At 38.3% G+C, this 18,462-nt stretch carries 16 protein-coding genes and 1 pseudogene; 13 read left to right on the top strand and 4 right to left on the bottom strand.

Annotated elements, in window-relative coordinates; all coding sequences use genetic code 11:
* Positions 1-205: 205 nt before the first annotated feature.
* From GMJ66_RS12600 to GMJ66_RS20920, 10 genes and pseudogenes are all read left to right on the top strand, one after another.
* Positions 206-1,054 (top strand): MurR/RpiR family transcriptional regulator, encoded by an 849-nt coding sequence (locus tag GMJ66_RS12600; RefSeq protein ID WP_156290671.1) that lies wholly within the window; start codon positions 206-208, stop codon positions 1,052-1,054.
* A 12-nt stretch (positions 1,055-1,066) separates the two neighbouring features.
* Positions 1,067-2,131 carry a serine hydrolase domain-containing protein gene (locus GMJ66_RS12595; protein ID WP_156290670.1) on the top strand — a complete coding sequence of 355 codons (1,065 nt, stop codon included), beginning with the start codon at positions 1,067-1,069 and terminating at the stop codon, positions 2,129-2,131.
* Between the two features lie 14 nt (positions 2,132-2,145).
* Positions 2,146-3,738 (top strand): ABC transporter substrate-binding protein, encoded by a 1,593-nt coding sequence (locus GMJ66_RS12590; RefSeq protein ID WP_156290669.1) that lies wholly within the window; start codon positions 2,146-2,148, stop codon positions 3,736-3,738.
* Between the two features lie 58 nt (positions 3,739-3,796).
* A complete protein-coding gene (locus tag GMJ66_RS12585; protein ID WP_156290668.1) occupies positions 3,797-4,741 on the top strand; it encodes an ABC transporter permease in 945 nt (314 codons plus the stop codon).
* A gap of 25 nt (positions 4,742-4,766) precedes the next feature.
* Positions 4,767-5,600, top strand: a complete 834-nt coding sequence (locus GMJ66_RS12580; protein ID WP_156290667.1) for an ABC transporter permease — start codon at positions 4,767-4,769, stop codon at positions 5,598-5,600.
* A gap of 15 nt (positions 5,601-5,615) precedes the next feature.
* Positions 5,616-6,818, top strand: a complete 1,203-nt coding sequence (locus tag GMJ66_RS12575; RefSeq protein WP_156290666.1) for an anhydro-N-acetylmuramic acid kinase — start codon at positions 5,616-5,618, stop codon at positions 6,816-6,818.
* 2 nt (positions 6,819-6,820) lie between these two features.
* A complete protein-coding gene (locus GMJ66_RS12570) occupies positions 6,821-7,840 on the top strand; it encodes an ABC transporter ATP-binding protein (RefSeq protein ID WP_197046688.1) in 1,020 nt (339 codons plus the stop codon).
* Positions 7,806-8,828 (top strand): ABC transporter ATP-binding protein, encoded by a 1,023-nt coding sequence (locus GMJ66_RS12565; RefSeq protein ID WP_156290664.1) that lies wholly within the window; start codon positions 7,806-7,808, stop codon positions 8,826-8,828. Before GMJ66_RS12570 ends, GMJ66_RS12565 begins: the two co-directional genes overlap by 35 nt.
* Before the next feature lie 33 nt (positions 8,829-8,861).
* Positions 8,862-9,767, top strand: coding sequence for an N-acetylmuramic acid 6-phosphate etherase (gene murQ / locus GMJ66_RS12560; protein WP_269321879.1), 906 nt, complete (start codon positions 8,862-8,864; stop codon positions 9,765-9,767).
* A gap of 178 nt (positions 9,768-9,945) precedes the next feature.
* Positions 9,946-10,087 (top strand): annotated as a pseudogene (locus GMJ66_RS20920) (HIRAN domain-containing protein); the annotation flags it as partial.
* Positions 10,088-10,448: 361 nt separating this feature from the next.
* On the opposite strand, the gene GMJ66_RS12550 reads toward GMJ66_RS20920, so the two are convergent.
* Genes GMJ66_RS12550 through bioA form a run of 3 tightly spaced genes read right to left on the bottom strand, consistent with a single transcriptional unit; the run spans position 10,449 to position 13,176 of the window.
* Positions 10,449-11,054, bottom strand: coding sequence for a biotin transporter BioY (locus GMJ66_RS12550; RefSeq protein WP_156290663.1), 606 nt, complete (start codon positions 11,052-11,054; stop codon positions 10,449-10,451).
* A gap of 21 nt (positions 11,055-11,075) precedes the next feature.
* On the bottom strand, positions 11,076-11,822 hold the full coding sequence (bioD, locus tag GMJ66_RS12545) for a dethiobiotin synthase (protein ID WP_156290662.1): 747 nt from the start codon (positions 11,820-11,822) through the stop codon (positions 11,076-11,078).
* Positions 11,803-13,176 carry an adenosylmethionine--8-amino-7-oxononanoate transaminase gene (gene bioA / locus GMJ66_RS12540; RefSeq protein WP_156290661.1) on the bottom strand — a complete coding sequence of 458 codons (1,374 nt, stop codon included), beginning with the start codon at positions 13,174-13,176 and terminating at the stop codon, positions 11,803-11,805. The genes bioD and bioA overlap by 20 nt, the downstream gene beginning before the upstream one ends.
* 888 nt (positions 13,177-14,064) lie before the next feature.
* Here bioA and GMJ66_RS12535 point away from each other — a divergent pair.
* The 3 genes from GMJ66_RS12535 to GMJ66_RS12525 all read left to right on the top strand — a co-directional run bounded on the left by GMJ66_RS12535 (position 14,065) and on the right by GMJ66_RS12525 (position 17,545).
* Positions 14,065-14,310: a hypothetical protein gene (locus GMJ66_RS12535; RefSeq protein WP_156290660.1), complete on the top strand. Its 246-nt coding sequence runs from the start codon at positions 14,065-14,067 to the stop codon at positions 14,308-14,310.
* 2 nt (positions 14,311-14,312) lie between these two features.
* Positions 14,313-15,800: a sodium:solute symporter family protein gene (locus tag GMJ66_RS12530; protein ID WP_156290659.1), complete on the top strand. Its 1,488-nt coding sequence runs from the start codon at positions 14,313-14,315 to the stop codon at positions 15,798-15,800.
* A 746-nt stretch (positions 15,801-16,546) separates the two neighbouring features.
* The gene (locus GMJ66_RS12525) at positions 16,547-17,545 is read left to right on the top strand and encodes a LacI family DNA-binding transcriptional regulator (protein WP_156290658.1); all 999 of its coding nucleotides are present in this window, start codon (positions 16,547-16,549) and stop codon (positions 17,543-17,545) included.
* A 68-nt stretch (positions 17,546-17,613) separates the two neighbouring features.
* On the opposite strand, the gene GMJ66_RS12520 is transcribed toward GMJ66_RS12525, so the two are convergent.
* On the bottom strand, positions 17,614-18,462 hold the full coding sequence (locus tag GMJ66_RS12520) for a glycerophosphodiester phosphodiesterase family protein (RefSeq protein WP_156290657.1): 849 nt from the start codon (positions 18,460-18,462) through the stop codon (positions 17,614-17,616).

Raw genomic sequence — 18,462 nt, 5'->3', positions numbered from 1 at the left:
CGAACTTTTAATGGAATTAAACTTGGAATGTTCCTGGAGAGATTTTATAAAAAATAGAAGACATGCCAGATTTCCTTACAATAATATTTGGAAAATTACCATTATTATATTGACATCTAAATTTTTTTAAAATAAAATGTAGTTAAACTTCTATGATAATTATGTTTACTTGAAGTAAAACTACATAAAACGTAAGGAGTACATTATGCAAAATGGAATGGAGCGTATTCGACAGGGAGTTGAGATATTAAACCCGTCGGAGAAAAAAGTGGCAAAGTACATATTACAGAATCCACAGGAGATTTTGGAGATGCCTATTGCCCAACTATCAGAAAAAACGAACACGAGTGAAGCAACCATCATACGAATGTGCCGGTCGTTGCATTTTAAAGGCTTTCGGGAATTGAAGTTAAGTATATCGGCTTTCGTAAATCAGGAGGATTCAGAGGTTAATAAATATCACGATATATCTGCTGATGCCAGTCTTACAGAGATTATTAAATCGATATCCAATAATAATATGCACTCCATTAAGAGTACACTTGCGATTACGGATCCAAATAACATCGAAGAAGCTATCCGATTACTGGACCAAGCTAGGAGGATTATTGTTATTGGTGTTGGTGCATCTGCCATTGTAGCGCTTGATTTTGAACAAAAATTAAAACGGATTAATAAGTGGTGTGAGGCGTTAATTGATAGTCATACACAACTGACCACTGCTGTTCATCTACAGGAAAATGATGTAGTTCTAGCCATTTCCTATTCCGGTGAAACAAAGGAAGTCATTGAAACACTACAAGTGGCATACGCCAATCAGGCATCAATTATTTCATTAACAGGATATGGTACAAATACGGTGCAAAAAATGGCCAAGGTGAATTTGTTCGCTTCACCAATTGAGAAAAGTATACGAAGTGGGGCTACCGCATCAAGGATTGCGCAGTTAAGTGTCATTGATATTTTATTTACAGGCTTAGCTTCCTTGAATTACAACCAATCCGTTGATTATTTAGATAAAACAAGGAAGGCCATTCAGGAAAGAGAGAAATGAAAGGGGTTAGATATGGAGTTTCATAGAATAGATAGGATTTTTAGAAATTACATAGAGAATGAATTTTTTTCTGGCGGGGTATGCCATATCACGATTGATGGAGAAACCGTTTTTCATAAAGGGTATGGGAAAGCAAATCGAATAAAGAAAACCCCGTGCGAAAAACATACAATATTTGATATAGCAAGTGTCACTAAACTAGTAACAACTACGATTCTTTTAAAGATTATATCGGAAGGCTCTTTATCATTATCTACCCGACTAGGCGAATGTTTGCCACGTATTTCAAAAAACACTCCATTAGCTCAGATTACGATATATGAGTTGTTAACCCATAGCAGTGGATTAATTGCCTGGTATCCGTTTTACGCAGAAAAAGACGACAGAGATTTCTTTTCTATTATAGAAAGAATAGATATTTATCATGATTTAGATGAAAAGGTTGTATATAGTGATTTGAACTATATGTTACTTGGGGAAATATTGAAAGAATACTTTCAAAGCAGCTTGGAATCAATTGTAAATAAGCAGGTAGTAGAACCACTTGGTTTGGAGACTCTTTCTTATCATCCTATAGAAAAGGAGTTGACAGCTGCTACGGAATATGGAAACAGGATTGAAAAAGAAATGTGTAGGGAAAGAGGTATTAGTTTCTTTAACTGGAGAAGGGGGGATTTGCCGATCTCCGGAGAACCAAATGATGGAAATGCTTATTATTTTTTTAATGGAGAATCTGGTCATGCTGGACTATTCTCCAATGTAAAAGATATTACTAAAATAGGCGAATTGTACTTGAAAGGGGGAGTGCTTAACGGGGAGCAATTGATCCTGGAATCTGTAGTTAATGGGGCTCTAACAAAGCAGGTGGGGAATCGTGGGTTAGGCTGGGAAAAATCCGCTATTTATCCAGAAGGTTTTGGTCATACAGGTTTTACAGGTACAGCTTTATGGATTGAACCAAAAAGGAAAATTTCAGTTGGATTATTCACCAATAGATTACATGTCACACAGCCAAGAAACATTAATCCTTTTAGAAGAGAAATTTTTTCTGCTATTCATTCAGAAATTAAGAATTAAAAGGGGGAAGTAGGATGTTTAAGAAACAGTACATGTATGTTTTATTTATAGCTTTGATTCTTTTGTTAGCAGCTTGTTCTAACGAAAGTTCTGAAACAGAAGAAGGAAATGATACAACGACGGAGACAGAAAACGAATCAGAAGAATCTGTAAGTGAAGAAACGGCAAGTGACGTAGAGCAGGTTATTAAAATTGCAAATGATCAAGAACCAGCGGGGTTAGACCCACATAAAACACCTGCTGCATCATCCATACGTGTTTATTCTAAAATATACGAAGGGCTTGTGACGTTTGATGAAAACATGGAAGTGGAAGGTCAATTGGCGGAGAGTTGGGAGCAACCTGATGACACAACGTATCTCTTTAACTTGATCGAAGGGGTTCAATTCCATAATGGAAGAGAAATGACTGCTGAAGATGTTAAGTACAGCTTTGAACGTATTTTAGATGAAGAAACAGCATCTCATATTGCTTCTTATTTTGCTGGTATTGAAAGCATAGAAGTACTTGGGGATTACCAGGTTCAATTTAAATTAGCAGAACCCGATGCAACTTTCTTATCCAACCTAACACATTCCGGTGCAGTGATTGTTCCGCAAGAAGTAGTAGAGGAAAATGGAGACCTCCAGCAGGTTGCAGTAGGAACAGGACCGTTTGTTTTTGAAGAATGGGTACCAGATAACTCTGTAACGCTTACTAAAAATGAAAACTATTATTTGGATGGGATTCCTAAACTAAATCGGATTGAATATTACACAATGCTGGAAGAGGCATCCAGATTATCCGCAATTCGTACGGGCGAAATAGATATGACGACAGTGAATGCCCAAAGTGCAGAACTTCTTAGTGGACAAGAAGGTGTAGAGATTAAAGACTATCAATCTCTAGAATATAGTTATGTTGGGTTCAATGTTGAACATGAGATTTTAAGTGATGTAAAAGTTAGACAGGCATTAAGTCTTGCAACGAACCGACAAGAAATCGTGGATATTGCATGGAAAGGAGAAGGTTTGGTAACAGGGCCGATTGCTCCCTCCATGGCTGACTGGTCGATTGATGTAGAGGCACATGAGTTGTATTCCAATGATGTAGATAAAGCGAAGGAATTACTTGCTGAGGCGGGATATGCGGATGGATTTGATATCACAATCACTACAGCTTCCAGTTATCCAGATATGGTAGATACTGCACAATTATTGCAGCAACAATGGAAAGAAATTGGCGTAAATGCAGAAATTCAACAGGTTGAGTGGGGAGAGTATATTGACATTTGGTCCAATACTTCTGCGGATATCCTTGTTGGAAGAAATGGCTCTGGTTCTGACCCAGACCGTGCGATGAACTATTTCTTCCATACAGAAGGTTCAGCCAATGTTTGGAATTTCTCCAGCGATGAATACGATACTCTTGTCGAAGAAGCAAGACGCACAATTGACTTGGATGCACGAAAAGAAATCTATGTAGAAGCTCAGAATCTGTTGCTTGAATTGTCACCAAACTTATTTATGGTATCTCCAAAAAATTATGTAGCTGTAAGAGATAGCGTCGTTGATTATGTGCCATATGCTCATAGTACCGAAGATTTAGATGAAGTATTTAAAAAATAAAAATAGAAGTGCTGCTTCCACGCAGCACTCCTCTATTTTTTTACAAGGGTGAATGAAGATGTTTACATATGTTATCCGAAGAATCCTTATGTTAGTTCCAGTTCTATTTGGAGTATCCGTACTGATTTTTCTTGTCATGCGAATAATACCAGGGGATGTTGCTCAAACAATATTAGGTACGGACGCGACACCAGAGGCTTTACAGCAGCTCCGTGAAGATTTTGGTTTAAATCTACCATTACATATTCAATACTTCAATTGGATGTCTGGTGTATTAACGCTAGACTTTGGGGAATCCATGAGGACAGGGAAAGAAATACTTCCTGATATTTTAAGCAGGTTTACTGTTACTTTTGAATTAACATTAATCTCTGCTTTAATAGCTTGGATAATCGCAATACCAATGGGAATTATAGCGGCCATGAAACGTAATTCCAACACTGATTTCGGTGTACGTATTGTTTCTTTATTAGGTGTTTCTTTTCCAAACTTTGCTTTAGCAACGATCATTATTCTTGTTTTAGCATTGGTATTTTCCTATAGTCCTCCTGTTGGCTATGTCGGATTTTTTGAAGATCCATTCAAAAACCTTGAAATTATGATTATTCCAGCCATTGTTATGGGAACCAGCATGGCAGGTGCAGTGATGAGGATGACGCGTTCCTCCGTTTTAGAAATATTAATGCAGGACTTTATTCGAACAATAAGGGCAAAAGGTGCCAAAGAAAGAGTAGTTATATTCCAGCATGCATTAAAAAACGCTATGATTCCCATTCTTACGATTATAGGTTTACAAGTGGGGACCTTATTAGGTGGTGCCGTCATTGTGGAGCAAATATTTTCTCTGCCTGGTTTAGGTCAGTTAGTGCTAACTGCGATTAACCAAAGAGACTTCATGGTAGTGCAAGGATCCGTGCTGTTTATTGCTTTTATATTTGTATTGGTTAATTTATTGATAGATATTTTATATGCGTATATTGACCCGAGGATTTCTTATAAATAGATTCAATTCTGAAAAAGGTGATTCCATGAGACAGTTTATTAAGAGACTATATAAAGATAAAGTGGGTTTGTTAGGCGCAATTGGCATTTTACTTGTGATTTTTATTGCCATATTTGCTCCGGTTATTGCTCCATATAGCCCAGATGAAATGTTCACAGCACATGCATTGGAAGGACCAAGTGGGGAATTCCTTTTAGGAACGGATGAATTTGGAAGGGATATATTTTCAAGAATCATATATGGTGCCCAAGTCTCCTTACAGGTAGGATTAATCGCTGTTGGGATAGGGGCATCATTAGGACTAATATTTGGATTAATCGCTGGGTATTTCCAAGGAAAAACAGACCAAATTATTATGCGTATCATGGATGTCTTTTTTGCTTTTCCAGATATTCTCTTAGCATTAACGATTGTTGCTGTATTGGGACCAAGTGTGGTTAATACAATGGTGGCAATAGGCATCGTATTTACACCGGTCTTTACAAGGATTGTCCGAGGTGCGGTTATTGGTGTGAAAGAGAATGAATACATTACCAATGCTGTCGCAATTGGGGTTTCACCGTTTAAAATCGTTTTTAAGCATATCACACCGAATATTATGGCCCCATTTATCGTCCAAATTACCTTGGCGTTATCAGGAGCAATTTTAACTGAGGCATCCTTAAGCTTCTTAGGTTTAGGTGTACAGCCGCCAAACCCTTCTTGGGGTGGAATGTTGGATGCAAGCCGGACCTATATGGAATTTGCACCATGGACGATAATATTTCCAACTGTTGCTATCGTCCTTACAATTTTCTGTTTTAACCTGTTAGGTGATAGTTTACGCGATATTCTTGATCCGAAGTTAAATAAAGAGTAAGAGAGGGAGGGAAACATGGTGAAAACACGAGGAATAGGTTTGATGTCAGGAACTTCCTTAGATGGAATTGACGCAGTCATTGTAGATTTAGTAGAAAAAGATGGAAAAGTTGATGTTCAATTAATCGACTCCCTTACCAGCCCATACTCGGAAGAATTGCGTCAAGAACTAATGGAAGTATGTACACCAGCGAAAGCAACAATACAAAAAATATCTTCCTTAAACATTTATTTAGGTAAAGAGCTAGGTCAGGTGGTTAATAATCTATTAAAACAAGCAGGAATAAAAAAGGAAGAAATTCAGTTTGTTAGTTCGCATGGTCAAACGATTTATCATCAGCCTTTTTTAGGAGAAAGCGTTGTGGATGTTCCCGGAACGTTGCAAATTGGTGACTTGTCGGTATTGTCAGAAGAGACTGGGATTGGAGTAGTTGGTGATTTTCGAACAGCCGACATGGCTGCAGGTGGTCAAGGTGCCCCACTAGTTTCCTATGTTGATTATATACTTTTCCAATCAGCCAATAAATCACGAGCCTTGCAAAACATTGGTGGAATTGGAAATGTTACATACCTTGGAGCAAATGCCTCTGGTGATGATGTACTGTCATTTGATACAGGGCCAGGAAATATGGTGATTGATGAAATAGTATTTAGAGTGACGAAAGGAAAATGGCATTATGATAAGGGAGGGTTAATTGCGTATAAAGGAAAAATTAATCAATCCCTATTAAGTAACTTGTTGAGTCATGATTATTTTTTTATGGAACCACCGAAAACAACGGGAAGAGAATTATTTGGAAAGATGTTTGTCGACGAAATCTTTAAGGGATATGGCTACCTCCCTGAAGCAGAACTTGTAGCTACGGTTACGGATTGGACGGCAGTTTCCATTGCCCAAGGTTATCAAGACTTTTTGATCAAAAAAGGAAAGCCAGTTGATGAAGTAATTGTTAGTGGTGGAGGTAGTAATAATCCATATCTTATTGAAAGGTTGAAAAAGCATTTGGCTCCTATTCAGGTATATACGCTTGAAGATTTTGGAATGTCTAGTGATTTAAAAGAAGCAATTGCATTTGCTGTGTTGGGTTATCAATGCATTCGAGGTAATTATAATCAACTTCCATCTGCAACAGGGGCTACTCAACAAGTGATTATGGGGAAAACGGCTTACACTAATCCGGATTCATATGAACGCCTTAATCGTGTAAGGAGAGTATGAATATGACGAATGTTTTAGAAATAAAGGACTTATCCATTGATTTAATAAAAAATAAAGAGAGATTGCACATCGTAAATAATTTGAATTTGACAATTATGAAAAAACAAAAGTATGGAATTGTTGGGGAATCTGGAAGTGGAAAAAGTTTGACTTCCTTATCAATTCTTAACTTATTGCCTGAGGGAATAGAGGTTGGAAATGGCCATATTTTACTGAATAATGATACAAATCTAGTGAATGTTTCTAAGAAAGATATGCGGCACATTCGTGGAAATGAAATCTCCATGATATTTCAGGAACCAATGACAGCACTAGACCCATTATTTACGATAGAACATCAGGTATCTGAAGTTTTAAAGTTTCATGGTGAGACTTCTAAAAAAGAAATGCATAATAAAATGATGACGTTGTTTGAGCAAGTAGGATTTGCTAGACCAAAGCAAATTTTAAAAAGCTATCCACATCAGCTATCTGGTGGAATGCGTCAGCGTGTAATGATAGCAATGGCTTTAATTTGTAAGCCGAAACTATTGATTGCTGATGAGCCAACAACGGCACTCGATGTTACGATTCAGGCCCAAATACTAGATCTTATGAATGAGTTAACGGAATACTATGATACTTCCATTCTTCTGATCACTCATGATTTAGGTGTTATTGCGGAGACCTGTGAACGTGTAGCTGTTATGTATGCTGGGACAGTTGTAGAAGAAGCAAGTGTAAAAGATTTATTTGATCATCCAGCACATCCTTATACGAAGGGGTTACTTTCCTCGGTGAAATCATTAGGGGACCGAACCAAGAAGTTATACGCGATTCCAGGGAATGTTCCATCTCCGGTTGAATTAAAGGATGCGGGATGTCGTTTCGCATCAAGATGTCCATTTGTAATGGATATATGCAGGGAAAAGGAACCAGAGTTATTTTCGGTACAGGATCGTCACTATAGTAAGTGCTGGCTGCATGATATGGAGGAGGGGAGTACGTATGAGTACGCAACAACCGATTCTGAGAGTAGCTAATTTGAAAAAGTACTTTCCACAAAAGTTGGGCTTATTTAAACGATCAAAAAATCATGTTCGTGCTGTGGATGATATTAGCTTTGAAATCTATGAAGAAGAAACATTTTCTTTAGTTGGGGAAAGTGGATGTGGAAAGTCAACAACTGGCCGTTCTATTCTGCGATTGCATGAGCCAACCTCTGGAGAAATTATTTATCAAGGGAAAAACATACTAGAATTTTCCAAAGGGGAATTCCGAAGTTATCGGAAGGATCTTCAAATGATTTTCCAAGATCCATATAGTTCATTGAACCCTAGAATGACTGTAAAGCAATTATTGATGGAGCCTTTATTAACCCATCATATTTGTTCCAAGAAGGAAGCAGAGAAACGGGTTTATGATATTGCGGTGAAGGTAGGATTAACAAAACCACAGGTTAGTAAGTATCCTCATGAATTTAGTGGTGGTCAGCGTCAGCGTATCAGTATTGCAAGATCACTCATTTTAAATCCAAAAGTTGTTATTTTGGATGAAGCCGTATCTGCATTGGATGTATCCATACAAGCACAAATTTTAAATCTATTAATTGATTTGCAGGAAGAATTTAAATTAACTTATCTATTTATATCTCATGATTTAAATGTGGTACAACATGTGAGTGATCGGGTTGGTGTCATGTACTTAGGACAGATTATGGAAATGTCGAGTACGGATGAATTATATAATAAACCCTTACATCCCTATACCCAATCGTTATTATCTGCTATTCCCTCTACAAAGCCAAGGGAAAAGAAAGAGAGAATTATTTTAAAGGGTGATGTACCTGACCCATCTAATCCGCCATCTGGCTGCCCATTTCGACTTCGATGTCCTAAGGTGCATGAACGATGCAGTGTAGAAAAACCTGTATATCAGGAAGTAAAACAAAATCATTGGGTTGCCTGTCATTTATATGATGAAAGGAACCAGACAGATAAAGATAAAAAGCTAGAAGAACAATTCATATAGTAGGGACACATCTTTAAGGTGGAGGAGCATATGATGGAAATGGAATTATCAAAACTAACCACAGAAAAAAGAAATCCAGTTAGTGTAAATATGGATCAAATATCTACATTAAAAATACTTCAAGTAATAAATAGTGAAGACAAGAAAGTGGCAGAAGCTGTAGAAACAGTGCTACCGGAAGTTGCCGTGGTTGTGGAAAAAGTGTATGAAGCTCTTCGTAATGGTGGGAGACTGTTTTACGTTGGAGCTGGGACCAGTGGCCGCATCGGAATTATCGATGCATCTGAATGCCCACCAACCTTTATGACAGATCCAGAAATGATCCAGACAGTGATGGCAGGAGGAAACGGTGCTTTTTTTCAGGCCGTTGAAGGAGCTGAGGATAATGAACAGCAAGGTGGCAAAGATTTACAATCTCGAGGTTTGACTGATAAGGACGTTGTAGTCGGAATTACCGCAAGCGGGAGGACACCATATCCAATTGGAGCATTGAAATATGCGCAAACTGTTGGTGCGTATACGGTTAGTTTAACTTGTAATAAGAATTCAGTAATATCTCGTTATGCAAATACAGGAATAGAAGTGGTGGTTGGGCCGGAAGTACTGACTGGATCCACAAGAATGAAATCGGCAACCGCCCATAAGATGGTATTGAATATGATTAGTACCGGTACGATGGTGAAATTAGGAAAAGTATATGAAAATTTAATGGTAGATTTACATGCAAGTAACTATAAGTTAAAAGAACGGGCAAAATCAATCATTATGGAAATTACTGATGCTTCCTATGAGAAAGCGGGAGCGGTGCTCGATAAAACAAATAATGAAGTAAAGCCTGCGATTGTGATGATTGAAGCGGAAGTGGATTATGAGAAGGCAAAGGATGCCCTTGATAAATGTAAGGGATATGTAAGGAAAGCAATTGAGTATTTGGTGTAGGGTGAGGAGGCAACCGGTTAGCTGGTTGTCTTTTTGGTAGTTAGGTAATTACATAACTCAAGTTTCGGACATGAGAAATAATCCTCAACAACAGGTGTTAAAGGGATCTGAACTATTCAATTATCATGATGCACCTGAATAAGCAATGGTTTTCGTGAAAAGTCAGGTAATTTGCTGAAGAAGAAGGCCAGACTTTAATGAAATTAAAGGGTTACGGACTACCTCCAGACTATACAGAAATGGACTTATTGCGTGCTACTGGTGGACGCTTAGCTACTGATCCATATGAATTTGTAGCTCCCACTAGTATTTTGGATGATCATTTGTAGTAGCGATTATCGCTCTTGTCACTAATTGAAAAAAGAAGTAAGTCGCCCTCCGCTCTTAGCCAGAGTAGGGTAATTACTACTTTTTTAAAAACAACGTTCATTTTGGTCAGCCGCTCTTCATGCGGCTATGTATGTTGCTTAGGCAGAATGTTGGTAGCACTCTGCCTAATTTAATATCATTTAATTCAGGTTCTTGCCACAAGGACAACACTTACATTCCAAGTGATAGTGCAATGAGCAGTAGAATTTGGGTTTAGGCCCCCGCTACGCTGATATCCATCGTTGGCTCAAGAATATGCTTCTTTTCGACAAAATTCGGGAAGTGACAGGCACCTCATATTTCCGCTGTCCATTATGCCGCAGTCGATTTACCTTCTGACCTCCTGTTGAATGCATGATGAATTTTAGGTGCTACGAGTCCGGCTGCTAAAATGGTTAGTGCGTCTACGGGCAAGTATGCGGCCATGATAATCCAGGTTTGTGCATAGCTGATACCTCCCGCGTCAAGCAAAAAGTTTAAGGCAAGATACATATGTCCTGTGCCAAGAACATAGTTAAAAATGAGTCCGATAAATGACGCCGTAATAAAAGTTACAAGTCTTTTACTTTTTCTCCATTCGATCCACTTTCCAGTTGCATAGGCTACTAGAATGAAAGACAGGATGAATCCGAACGTAGGACTCATGACAGAACCTAGGCCACCTTTGAAGCCAGCGAAAATGGGTAAGCCAGCCAGACCCAACAGCAAATAGACTATCATGGCAATGGCTCCGAGTCGGCTACCAAGAATGGCGCCTGCCAGAATAGCAAAAAAGGTTTGCAATGTGATTGGTACACCGCCTATTTGTAGGAAAGGGGCGAAAGCGGTGATGTTTGCCCCGACTGCGGTTAAAGCCACAAAAATACTAATCCTCGTTAAGTCAATGGCTCGGTATCTTGGTTTGGACTTCACAATCATTCCCTCCTTGTGATCCGTTATTTATGAATGAGATGGACGTTTCCATGCCGGAAAAGTAACATGGTTCTCGATCGCTTTACAGATTGTTTCCTGATTGGGTGTTTGGACCCGTGGAATTTCCCCAAGTACAGGAACATCGGTGAATTCGCTGATGGTTTCTGCATTGGTCTCCACGCTAGGATCCTCTGTTTTTTCATTGACTCCGTTGATGATAATGCCTAATATTTCTAACCCTTGCTGTTGTGCATAGGAAATGGTCAATAATGTGTGATTGATTGTACCGAGATTCGGCCTTGCCACAATTACCAGTGGAAATCCGATTTCTTTTGCTAAATCTGCGACAAGGTAATTCTCACCTAATGGGACGGCAAGCCCGCCGGCACCTTCAACAAGGAAAAAGTCATGCTTGAAACGAATCTTGTCCCACGCAAACATGATATCATCCAATGACACCTTTCTCCCTTCCTGTTTGGCTGCTTGATAAGGGGAGAGAGGCTCTTTAAATTGGAAAGGGGTAATTTGCTCAATCGAGTTCCTGTCTTCTGCCATGGTTTTTAAAATCCAGGCATCACTTCCTTGGTTATTTCGATCTTCTCCGCTTAACATAGGCTTAAATACTCCAACGTCCACTCCTTGCTTTTTTAATGAGGAGGAAATTCCAGCTGTAACGAACGTTTTCCCGATTCCAGTGTCTGTTCCGGTGATGAACAAGCCTCCTTGTTTCCTGTTCTTGTCTTGAGATGTTGGGTTAATTTGCTTTTCCCGCATATGCCTGACTTCCTTCCGTCACGCTTTGGATTGCTGATTTCATGATGGTGACCATCGCCCGAATATCTGCTTCTGTACTGGACAAAGGCGGCATTAACACAAGCGTTTCCCCAACCGGACGGGACAGCATTCCAAGTTCGCGCATTTTTAATGTGACACGATAGGCTATACGTTCTTCAAAAGGGAAATTTTCTCGTGTTTCTTTATCCTTAACAAGTTCCACACCGGCCATGAAACCTAATTGTCTGACGTCCCCAACGTGTTTTAATTCAAGCAGGCCTTCTAATTCCTCTTTCATGATTGCTGATTTTTGTTGGACATTTTCAATGATATCTTCCTTTTCAAACAGTTCCAGATTAGCAAGGGCAACAGCACATCCTAGTTGATTCCCTGTATAAGAATGGCCGTGAAACAATGTTTTCAGGTTGACATAGTCATCATAAAATGCCTGGTAAATTTCTTCGGTCGCTATAGTAACGGCGATAGGTAGGTAGCCACCCGTGATTCCTTTGGCTGCAGTTAAAATATCCGGTGTCACTCCTTCATGTTCACAGGCAAACATTTTACCAGTCCGGCCAAACCCAGTGGCGACTTCATCAAGGATGAGGAAGACATTGTACTTTTTACATAACTTTTCGACACTGGATAAATATCCTTCTGGCATAGGGTTCATTCCGCCAGCACCCTGCATCATGGATTCCGCTGTCACGGCACAGATTTCTTCATGATGTTTGGCGAGGACGTCTTCCAGCATATCCAAACATTCGTCACGGCAAATTTTTGGGTCACGGCTCGGATGGTGATAGACATTTGGATAGGGAACTTTGAAACTATCAAAGAGGAGTGGTTGATAGACTTTATGATAAATCTCCACCGCACCAACACTAACAGCTCCAATCGTGTCGCCATGATAGCCATTTGTCAACGTCACAAACTTGTTTTTTCCTTCATAACCTTTGTTTTTCCAGTAGTGGAAAGCTATTTTTAATGCAATTTCAACAGCTTCTGCCCCGCTGTCCGAATAGAAAATACGGTCCAATCCTTTTGGTGTAAAATGTGCTAACTTTTCCGCAAGTTCCGTTGCAGGCACATTACTCATCCCAAGTAACGTGGAATGAGAGATTTTTTCAAGTTGCTTTTTAATGGCGTCGTCCAATTCTTCTTTCCGGTGACCATGGACATTTAGCCAGACAGAAGAGAAACCGTCATAATATTCTTTTCCCTCTGTGTCCTTCACTTTGATACCTTCTCCACTTTCAATGATAAGCGGATCTTCGTCATAATCTTTCATCTGTGTAAACGGCAACCACAAATACTTCTTGCTTTTTTTAATTAAATCTTCATGATACCCCATAATGGTTCCTCCTATTTTAATTGTTAACCAAATTTAGAATTTGGTTAACAATTAGTTTACTTTACCAGAAACGTATTGTCAATGGGACGGAGGTGAAACATGTTTCACAGCTGTAACCCTAAATAGACAAGAGCCAAAGCTATATATACCTTTCGACGGGAAGTGACAGGCACCTTATAAGAAGAGCTCCACTAGTTAATGGACCACAGGGACAGCACTAGCCAAAGGGGATAAGATGCTTCTTCATAATTTCTTTAACTCATTTTCTTTTTCCCATGCTCGTGTGGGAACTTAGTGCGTATTCTTTCTGAAAAAATAATAGTGATAGGAGCCGTAACAATTATTGTGACGATTGTCTTACAAAGAAAAAAGTAACCGTCCCTCCCCAGTCCAAAGGTTAGAATGGCTACTTTTAAGTAAATAATACAGCAATACTTTAGATCAGCCGCTTCTCATGCAGCATGTATGTTGCTTAGGCAGGGTGTTGGTAGCACTCTGTTTATTTTTATTTTATTTTTTATCAATAATCAGGCATTCGACAAATCAGCATATATTTCCCGGGAAATTGTCAATGTTCTACCGCAAAAGGAACATAGGTGGAATTATTCTGTCCTTTGTTCTGAATCGTGTTATGTTCTAGCCGGTGATATGAGTAGATTCTTCTGAAGCAGAGAAAAGTGCAGCCCGGCGAATTTTTATTAAGACAGAAGTGTATTCATATTACAACCCCCACCACATTTAAGCATCATTTTGATTATTGGTCAGCCCCTTATTAAAAACCTTCTTTGACAAAACTATTTAAAAAGTGTATATAATTCAAATTAATCTATTGATTATGCAATATATTGTATTATACTGACTATATACTTTTTTAATTGGGGTGGAAGAATGGATAAAAAGAAAAAAGAGCCGATTAGAAATTACAAAATTTGGATTGGTTTCGGTATTATTTTTGCGTTATTAACTCCGTGGTATTTTCCCTCTGGAGAAGAGCCGATTTTGATGTTTGGAATACCTTTATGGGCTTTGGTAATTATGGGGGTAACGGTTGGATTATCCAGCTATATCACTTATGTCATAAAGTTTCATTGGTATTTGGAAGAGGATGATGAGCAAACAAGGGAGGGAAATTAGAAATGGAGTTGACTTTTTCTGGATTATCGGGAATACTCGTTATGCTGTTTTATGGGTTACTGATGCTTGGTATAGGCATGATTACATATGTAAGAAATAAAAGTGTTCATAGTAGTCTTAGTGAGTATTATTTGGGTGGCCGTGGATTAGGGACTTTGGTACTCTTTTTTACATTTTTCGCTACACAATATAGTGGAAATACAGTTATTGGATATTCGGCTGAAGCATATCGGGCTGGATATAGCAATCTTGTAAGTGTTCCATTTTTTATCATGATCATTCTGGTTTATTTGTTATTTGCGCCAAGGATGTATATGTTAAGTAAAAAACACAATATTGTTACCCCCGTTGATTGGCTTCAATTGCTTTTTCAATCAAGAGCGGTTTCCATACTGGCAGCTGTATTAATGTTATATGCATTAGCGAATTTTTTACTGGAGCAGCTTGTTGCTATCGGACAAGGTGTATCCGGGTTAACGGGTGGCACGGTTCCTTATCAAGTTGGGGTCATTTTTTTCATTATAATTATGGTCCTTTATGGCTGGCTTGGAGGAATGCGTTCTGTCGCGTATACAGATACGATGCAAGGAATCTCTCTATTGCTCGGTGTATTTTTACTACTGGTTGGTACGATGATTTATTTTGGAGGAATTTCATCGGCGGGAGAATATATACAAAGTTATTCCCCGGAGAAGTTAGGAGTTCCAGAAGGTGGCGGTCTTGTCAGATGGTTAAACTTTTTGGTACTTGTTGGTATTGGTGCAGCGGTTTACCCAAATGCGATACAACGGATTTTTTCGGCCAAAAGTGAAAAAGCACTGAAACGTTCGTTAACTCAAATGTCATGGATGCCATTTTTAACAGCAGGAGTTGTTTTTATTATTGGGATTATCGGTTATAATGCATTTCCTGATTTAAATACGGAAGAATCGGAACAACTTGTAGGTATGATGGCCAGTGCAGTTGCCAGTCAAAATCTGTTCTTTTATGTTGCAATGATTTTATTATTTGGCGGAATCATTGCGGCAATTGTTTCGACTGCGGATTCGGTACTATTGACTTTCTCATCCATTATTTCAAAGGATATATATGGACGGTATATTAACCCTGGCGCGACAGATAATAAGAAAATAATGGTCGGAAAAATAGCAGGTGTTATTGCAATTGGTATTCTGTTAATCATTGCTTGGAACCCTCCTGGTACGCTTTATCAAATATTTGTTCTGAAGCTTGAGGTTCTTATCCAAACAGCTCCAGCTATCATTTTAGGGCTTTATTGGAAACGGAGTCATGCTAAGTCTGTATTTACAGGGATGTTAGTCGGAACAATTCTTGCAGCCTGTTTGACACTTGCAGGACTTACTCCACTTGGAATATTTAGCGGCATTTGGGGGTTAATCGTTAATTTAGTGATCTATATTAGCGGCAGCCTAATGTTTGGTAAGGTAGATATCGAGAAGGAAAAGATGGAAGAGGTAGGTATAGGGTAGGGTGTTACGGCCTGTTGTGTTAATGTGCTAAAGTGTATATTTATAAGGAAATTTTTGCTCTTTTCCTTACAAAGAAGTGCTAATTGAAGAGATCCTTCGCGGAGTATTTTGCGTAGGGTCTCTATTTTGTTCTATTGTTTTAGGTCTTGATTCACTATCTCCAGGAGGAACGTTAAACCTTGAGATGAAATTGGAAAACCATATGCCCAACGTATAGTTGGAAGAGGGGCGTCTGTAAGTGGTGAAATGACTAGTAAAAGTGACAAGCAACAATCCCTAAAAAAACTAGGAGAAAAAATCGATGATAGTTAGGGAGGGGGAAGCAACTAAAGTTTCTCGGTGAGACTGAAGACGTAAAGAATCATCTGAAAAGGAAATTACAGTGATGCTATTGGGAGGATATCTATCAATGAACTCATTAACCAGGAATAACAGTTGTACAGGAAAAGACACCATGGTCAAGATGAATGCTCGTTTGGTAAGGTTAGCGCTTGTTATTGATGTAATCCTGCTCATTTTGATAATTGATACTAAGGTATCCCTACTCAACTCTAAATTACTCTCGTTCTACTTCGAGTACTCAATCTAGTTGGACCCTCCCCTAAGAAGCCCCATCCTCAAACAAATCCAACATTACTAAACCAGTTTAAAAGTTTCCTAAATTTAATATTCTAACCAAAATAAAATTTAATTCCCTGCTATAATAAATAATACAAACATTCGTTTGAGTTAGTGAGGGAAATACGATGAAAAAGAATTATACATTACGAGATATAGCTGAAATCGCAGGTGTATCACTAAAAACCGTTTCACGAACGATTAATAACGAAAAAGGTGTAAAAGATTCAACAAGAGAAAAGGTTTTAAAAGTTATTAAAGAAACAGATTACCGATTAAACATGCATGCAAAAATGTTATCTCAAAACAAATCCAATCAAATTCTTGTTGTTTCAGATATTGATAATGATATCTATCCATCCCATCGCACAAGTCTTATCGTTGACAGTATTATTAGTAATGCCCAAAAGTTCGGATACAAAGTTATATTAGTAAATAATTTAGTGGAGCTTGAGAAAAATTTTATGGGAGTCATTGAAAGAGGGTATTATGATGGGATCATTGTTCTAAACTCACCATTAAATAATTCTTTGCTTGGTACCATTGAAAAATTAGGAGTACCTGTTATCGTCTCAGGAAAAAATGATAAGTTCAAATATGTCGGTACCGATCATGAAATGGGTGCATATCTGGCAACTGATTACCTGCTGGAACTGGGATTAAGGGATATACGCTTATTTGTTGATAACCCTTTATGGCCAACTCATGCCGATAAAATAGAGGGTTTCAAACGTGCACTTTCCAAACACAAGCTAGATTTTAAGGAAGATTTTATCATCACCCATCAAAACACAAGTAAAGATATATTTAAGTTCATTGAAAAACGAGTAGAAGAGGGAACTCTGTTTGAAGGTGCGATTATTCAGTCCGATTTTTTAGCTCTTGGTGCAATTAAAGCAGTCAACAAATACAAGCTGAATTGCCCGGAAGATATCAAAATTATCGGTTTTGGAAATACTTCATTAAGTGAGGAAGTATATCCAGAACTTACATCCGTAGAACAGGATTTTGAAAAAATAGGTACCGTTATTGTACAAAAGCTGCTGCAAATGATTAATGGCCATTCTGTTTCATCCTATAAAATTGATACGAAATTATTCATTAGGAATAGTACGGAAAAGAAATAATCAAACACATAAAAAAAGATGCCACCTTACCTTTTAGATGGCATCTTTTTAAACTTGTACTTAACTGCTCACTTAAGATTAGTTTCTTTAAAATCGTTAAATATAAGTGAATAATCCGTTTGATTCAAATTTGGAGATTTTTCCATTAGCCAACCCCATCCTTTACTAGGATCTACTAAAGAAAGACTATCATTTACCCCTGCATTACTGGATACATCTAGTGCATTCAACCAAACATTCGTTTTTTGCTGAAGTTCCTGAATAAGAGAATTCGAAACAATCGTGTCTTCCTTCTTAAAAAAGGAAACCTCCAGTGCGAGTGGGCAAAGGGTATGAAGGATTTCCTCCATATTCTCAACATCCCGATTAAATACTTTATGCATATAGTAAATGTCATATTTTGTATCCTTTAAAAATTGTTGTACCTCTTTGATTGTTTTATCACTCTTTATTAATACATGTTGAAACATATCTTTCTTTTTCAGCATATGGAATACTTCTTCACGGTACTCCCAGCCTTTATCCACATTGGCGATGGCTTTTCCATTAATCACATCCAGTGCCTCTTCAAATGTTGGAATTTTCTCCTTGGTCGTCCTTTTATTTTTTCCACTTCCTTCATATAAATATAAGGATTTAATTTCTGAAAGTGTCATATCACTAATTTTACCAGAACCATTTGTCATGCGATTTACCGTTGTGTCATGCATGAGGACAAGCTCTCCATCCTTTGTTTTCTGCAGATCGATTTCCATAAACAGCACCCCTTGACGTATACAATGGTGAAGGGCAGCGAGTGAATTTTCCGGAATTGGTTCATGCAACCGGATAATTCCTCGATGTGCAACTGGATAATTCTGTAACTGTTTATTTAATAATTGATTATATAGCTCCGTAAATGTATCATGTTGTCTCAT

The sequence above is a fragment of the Oceanobacillus salinisoli genome, from assembly GCF_009733865.1.
Lineage (GTDB): Bacteria > Bacillota > Bacilli > Bacillales > Amphibacillaceae > Oceanobacillus > Oceanobacillus salinisoli.
This window is presented reverse-complemented; position numbering and strand designations above follow the sequence as displayed.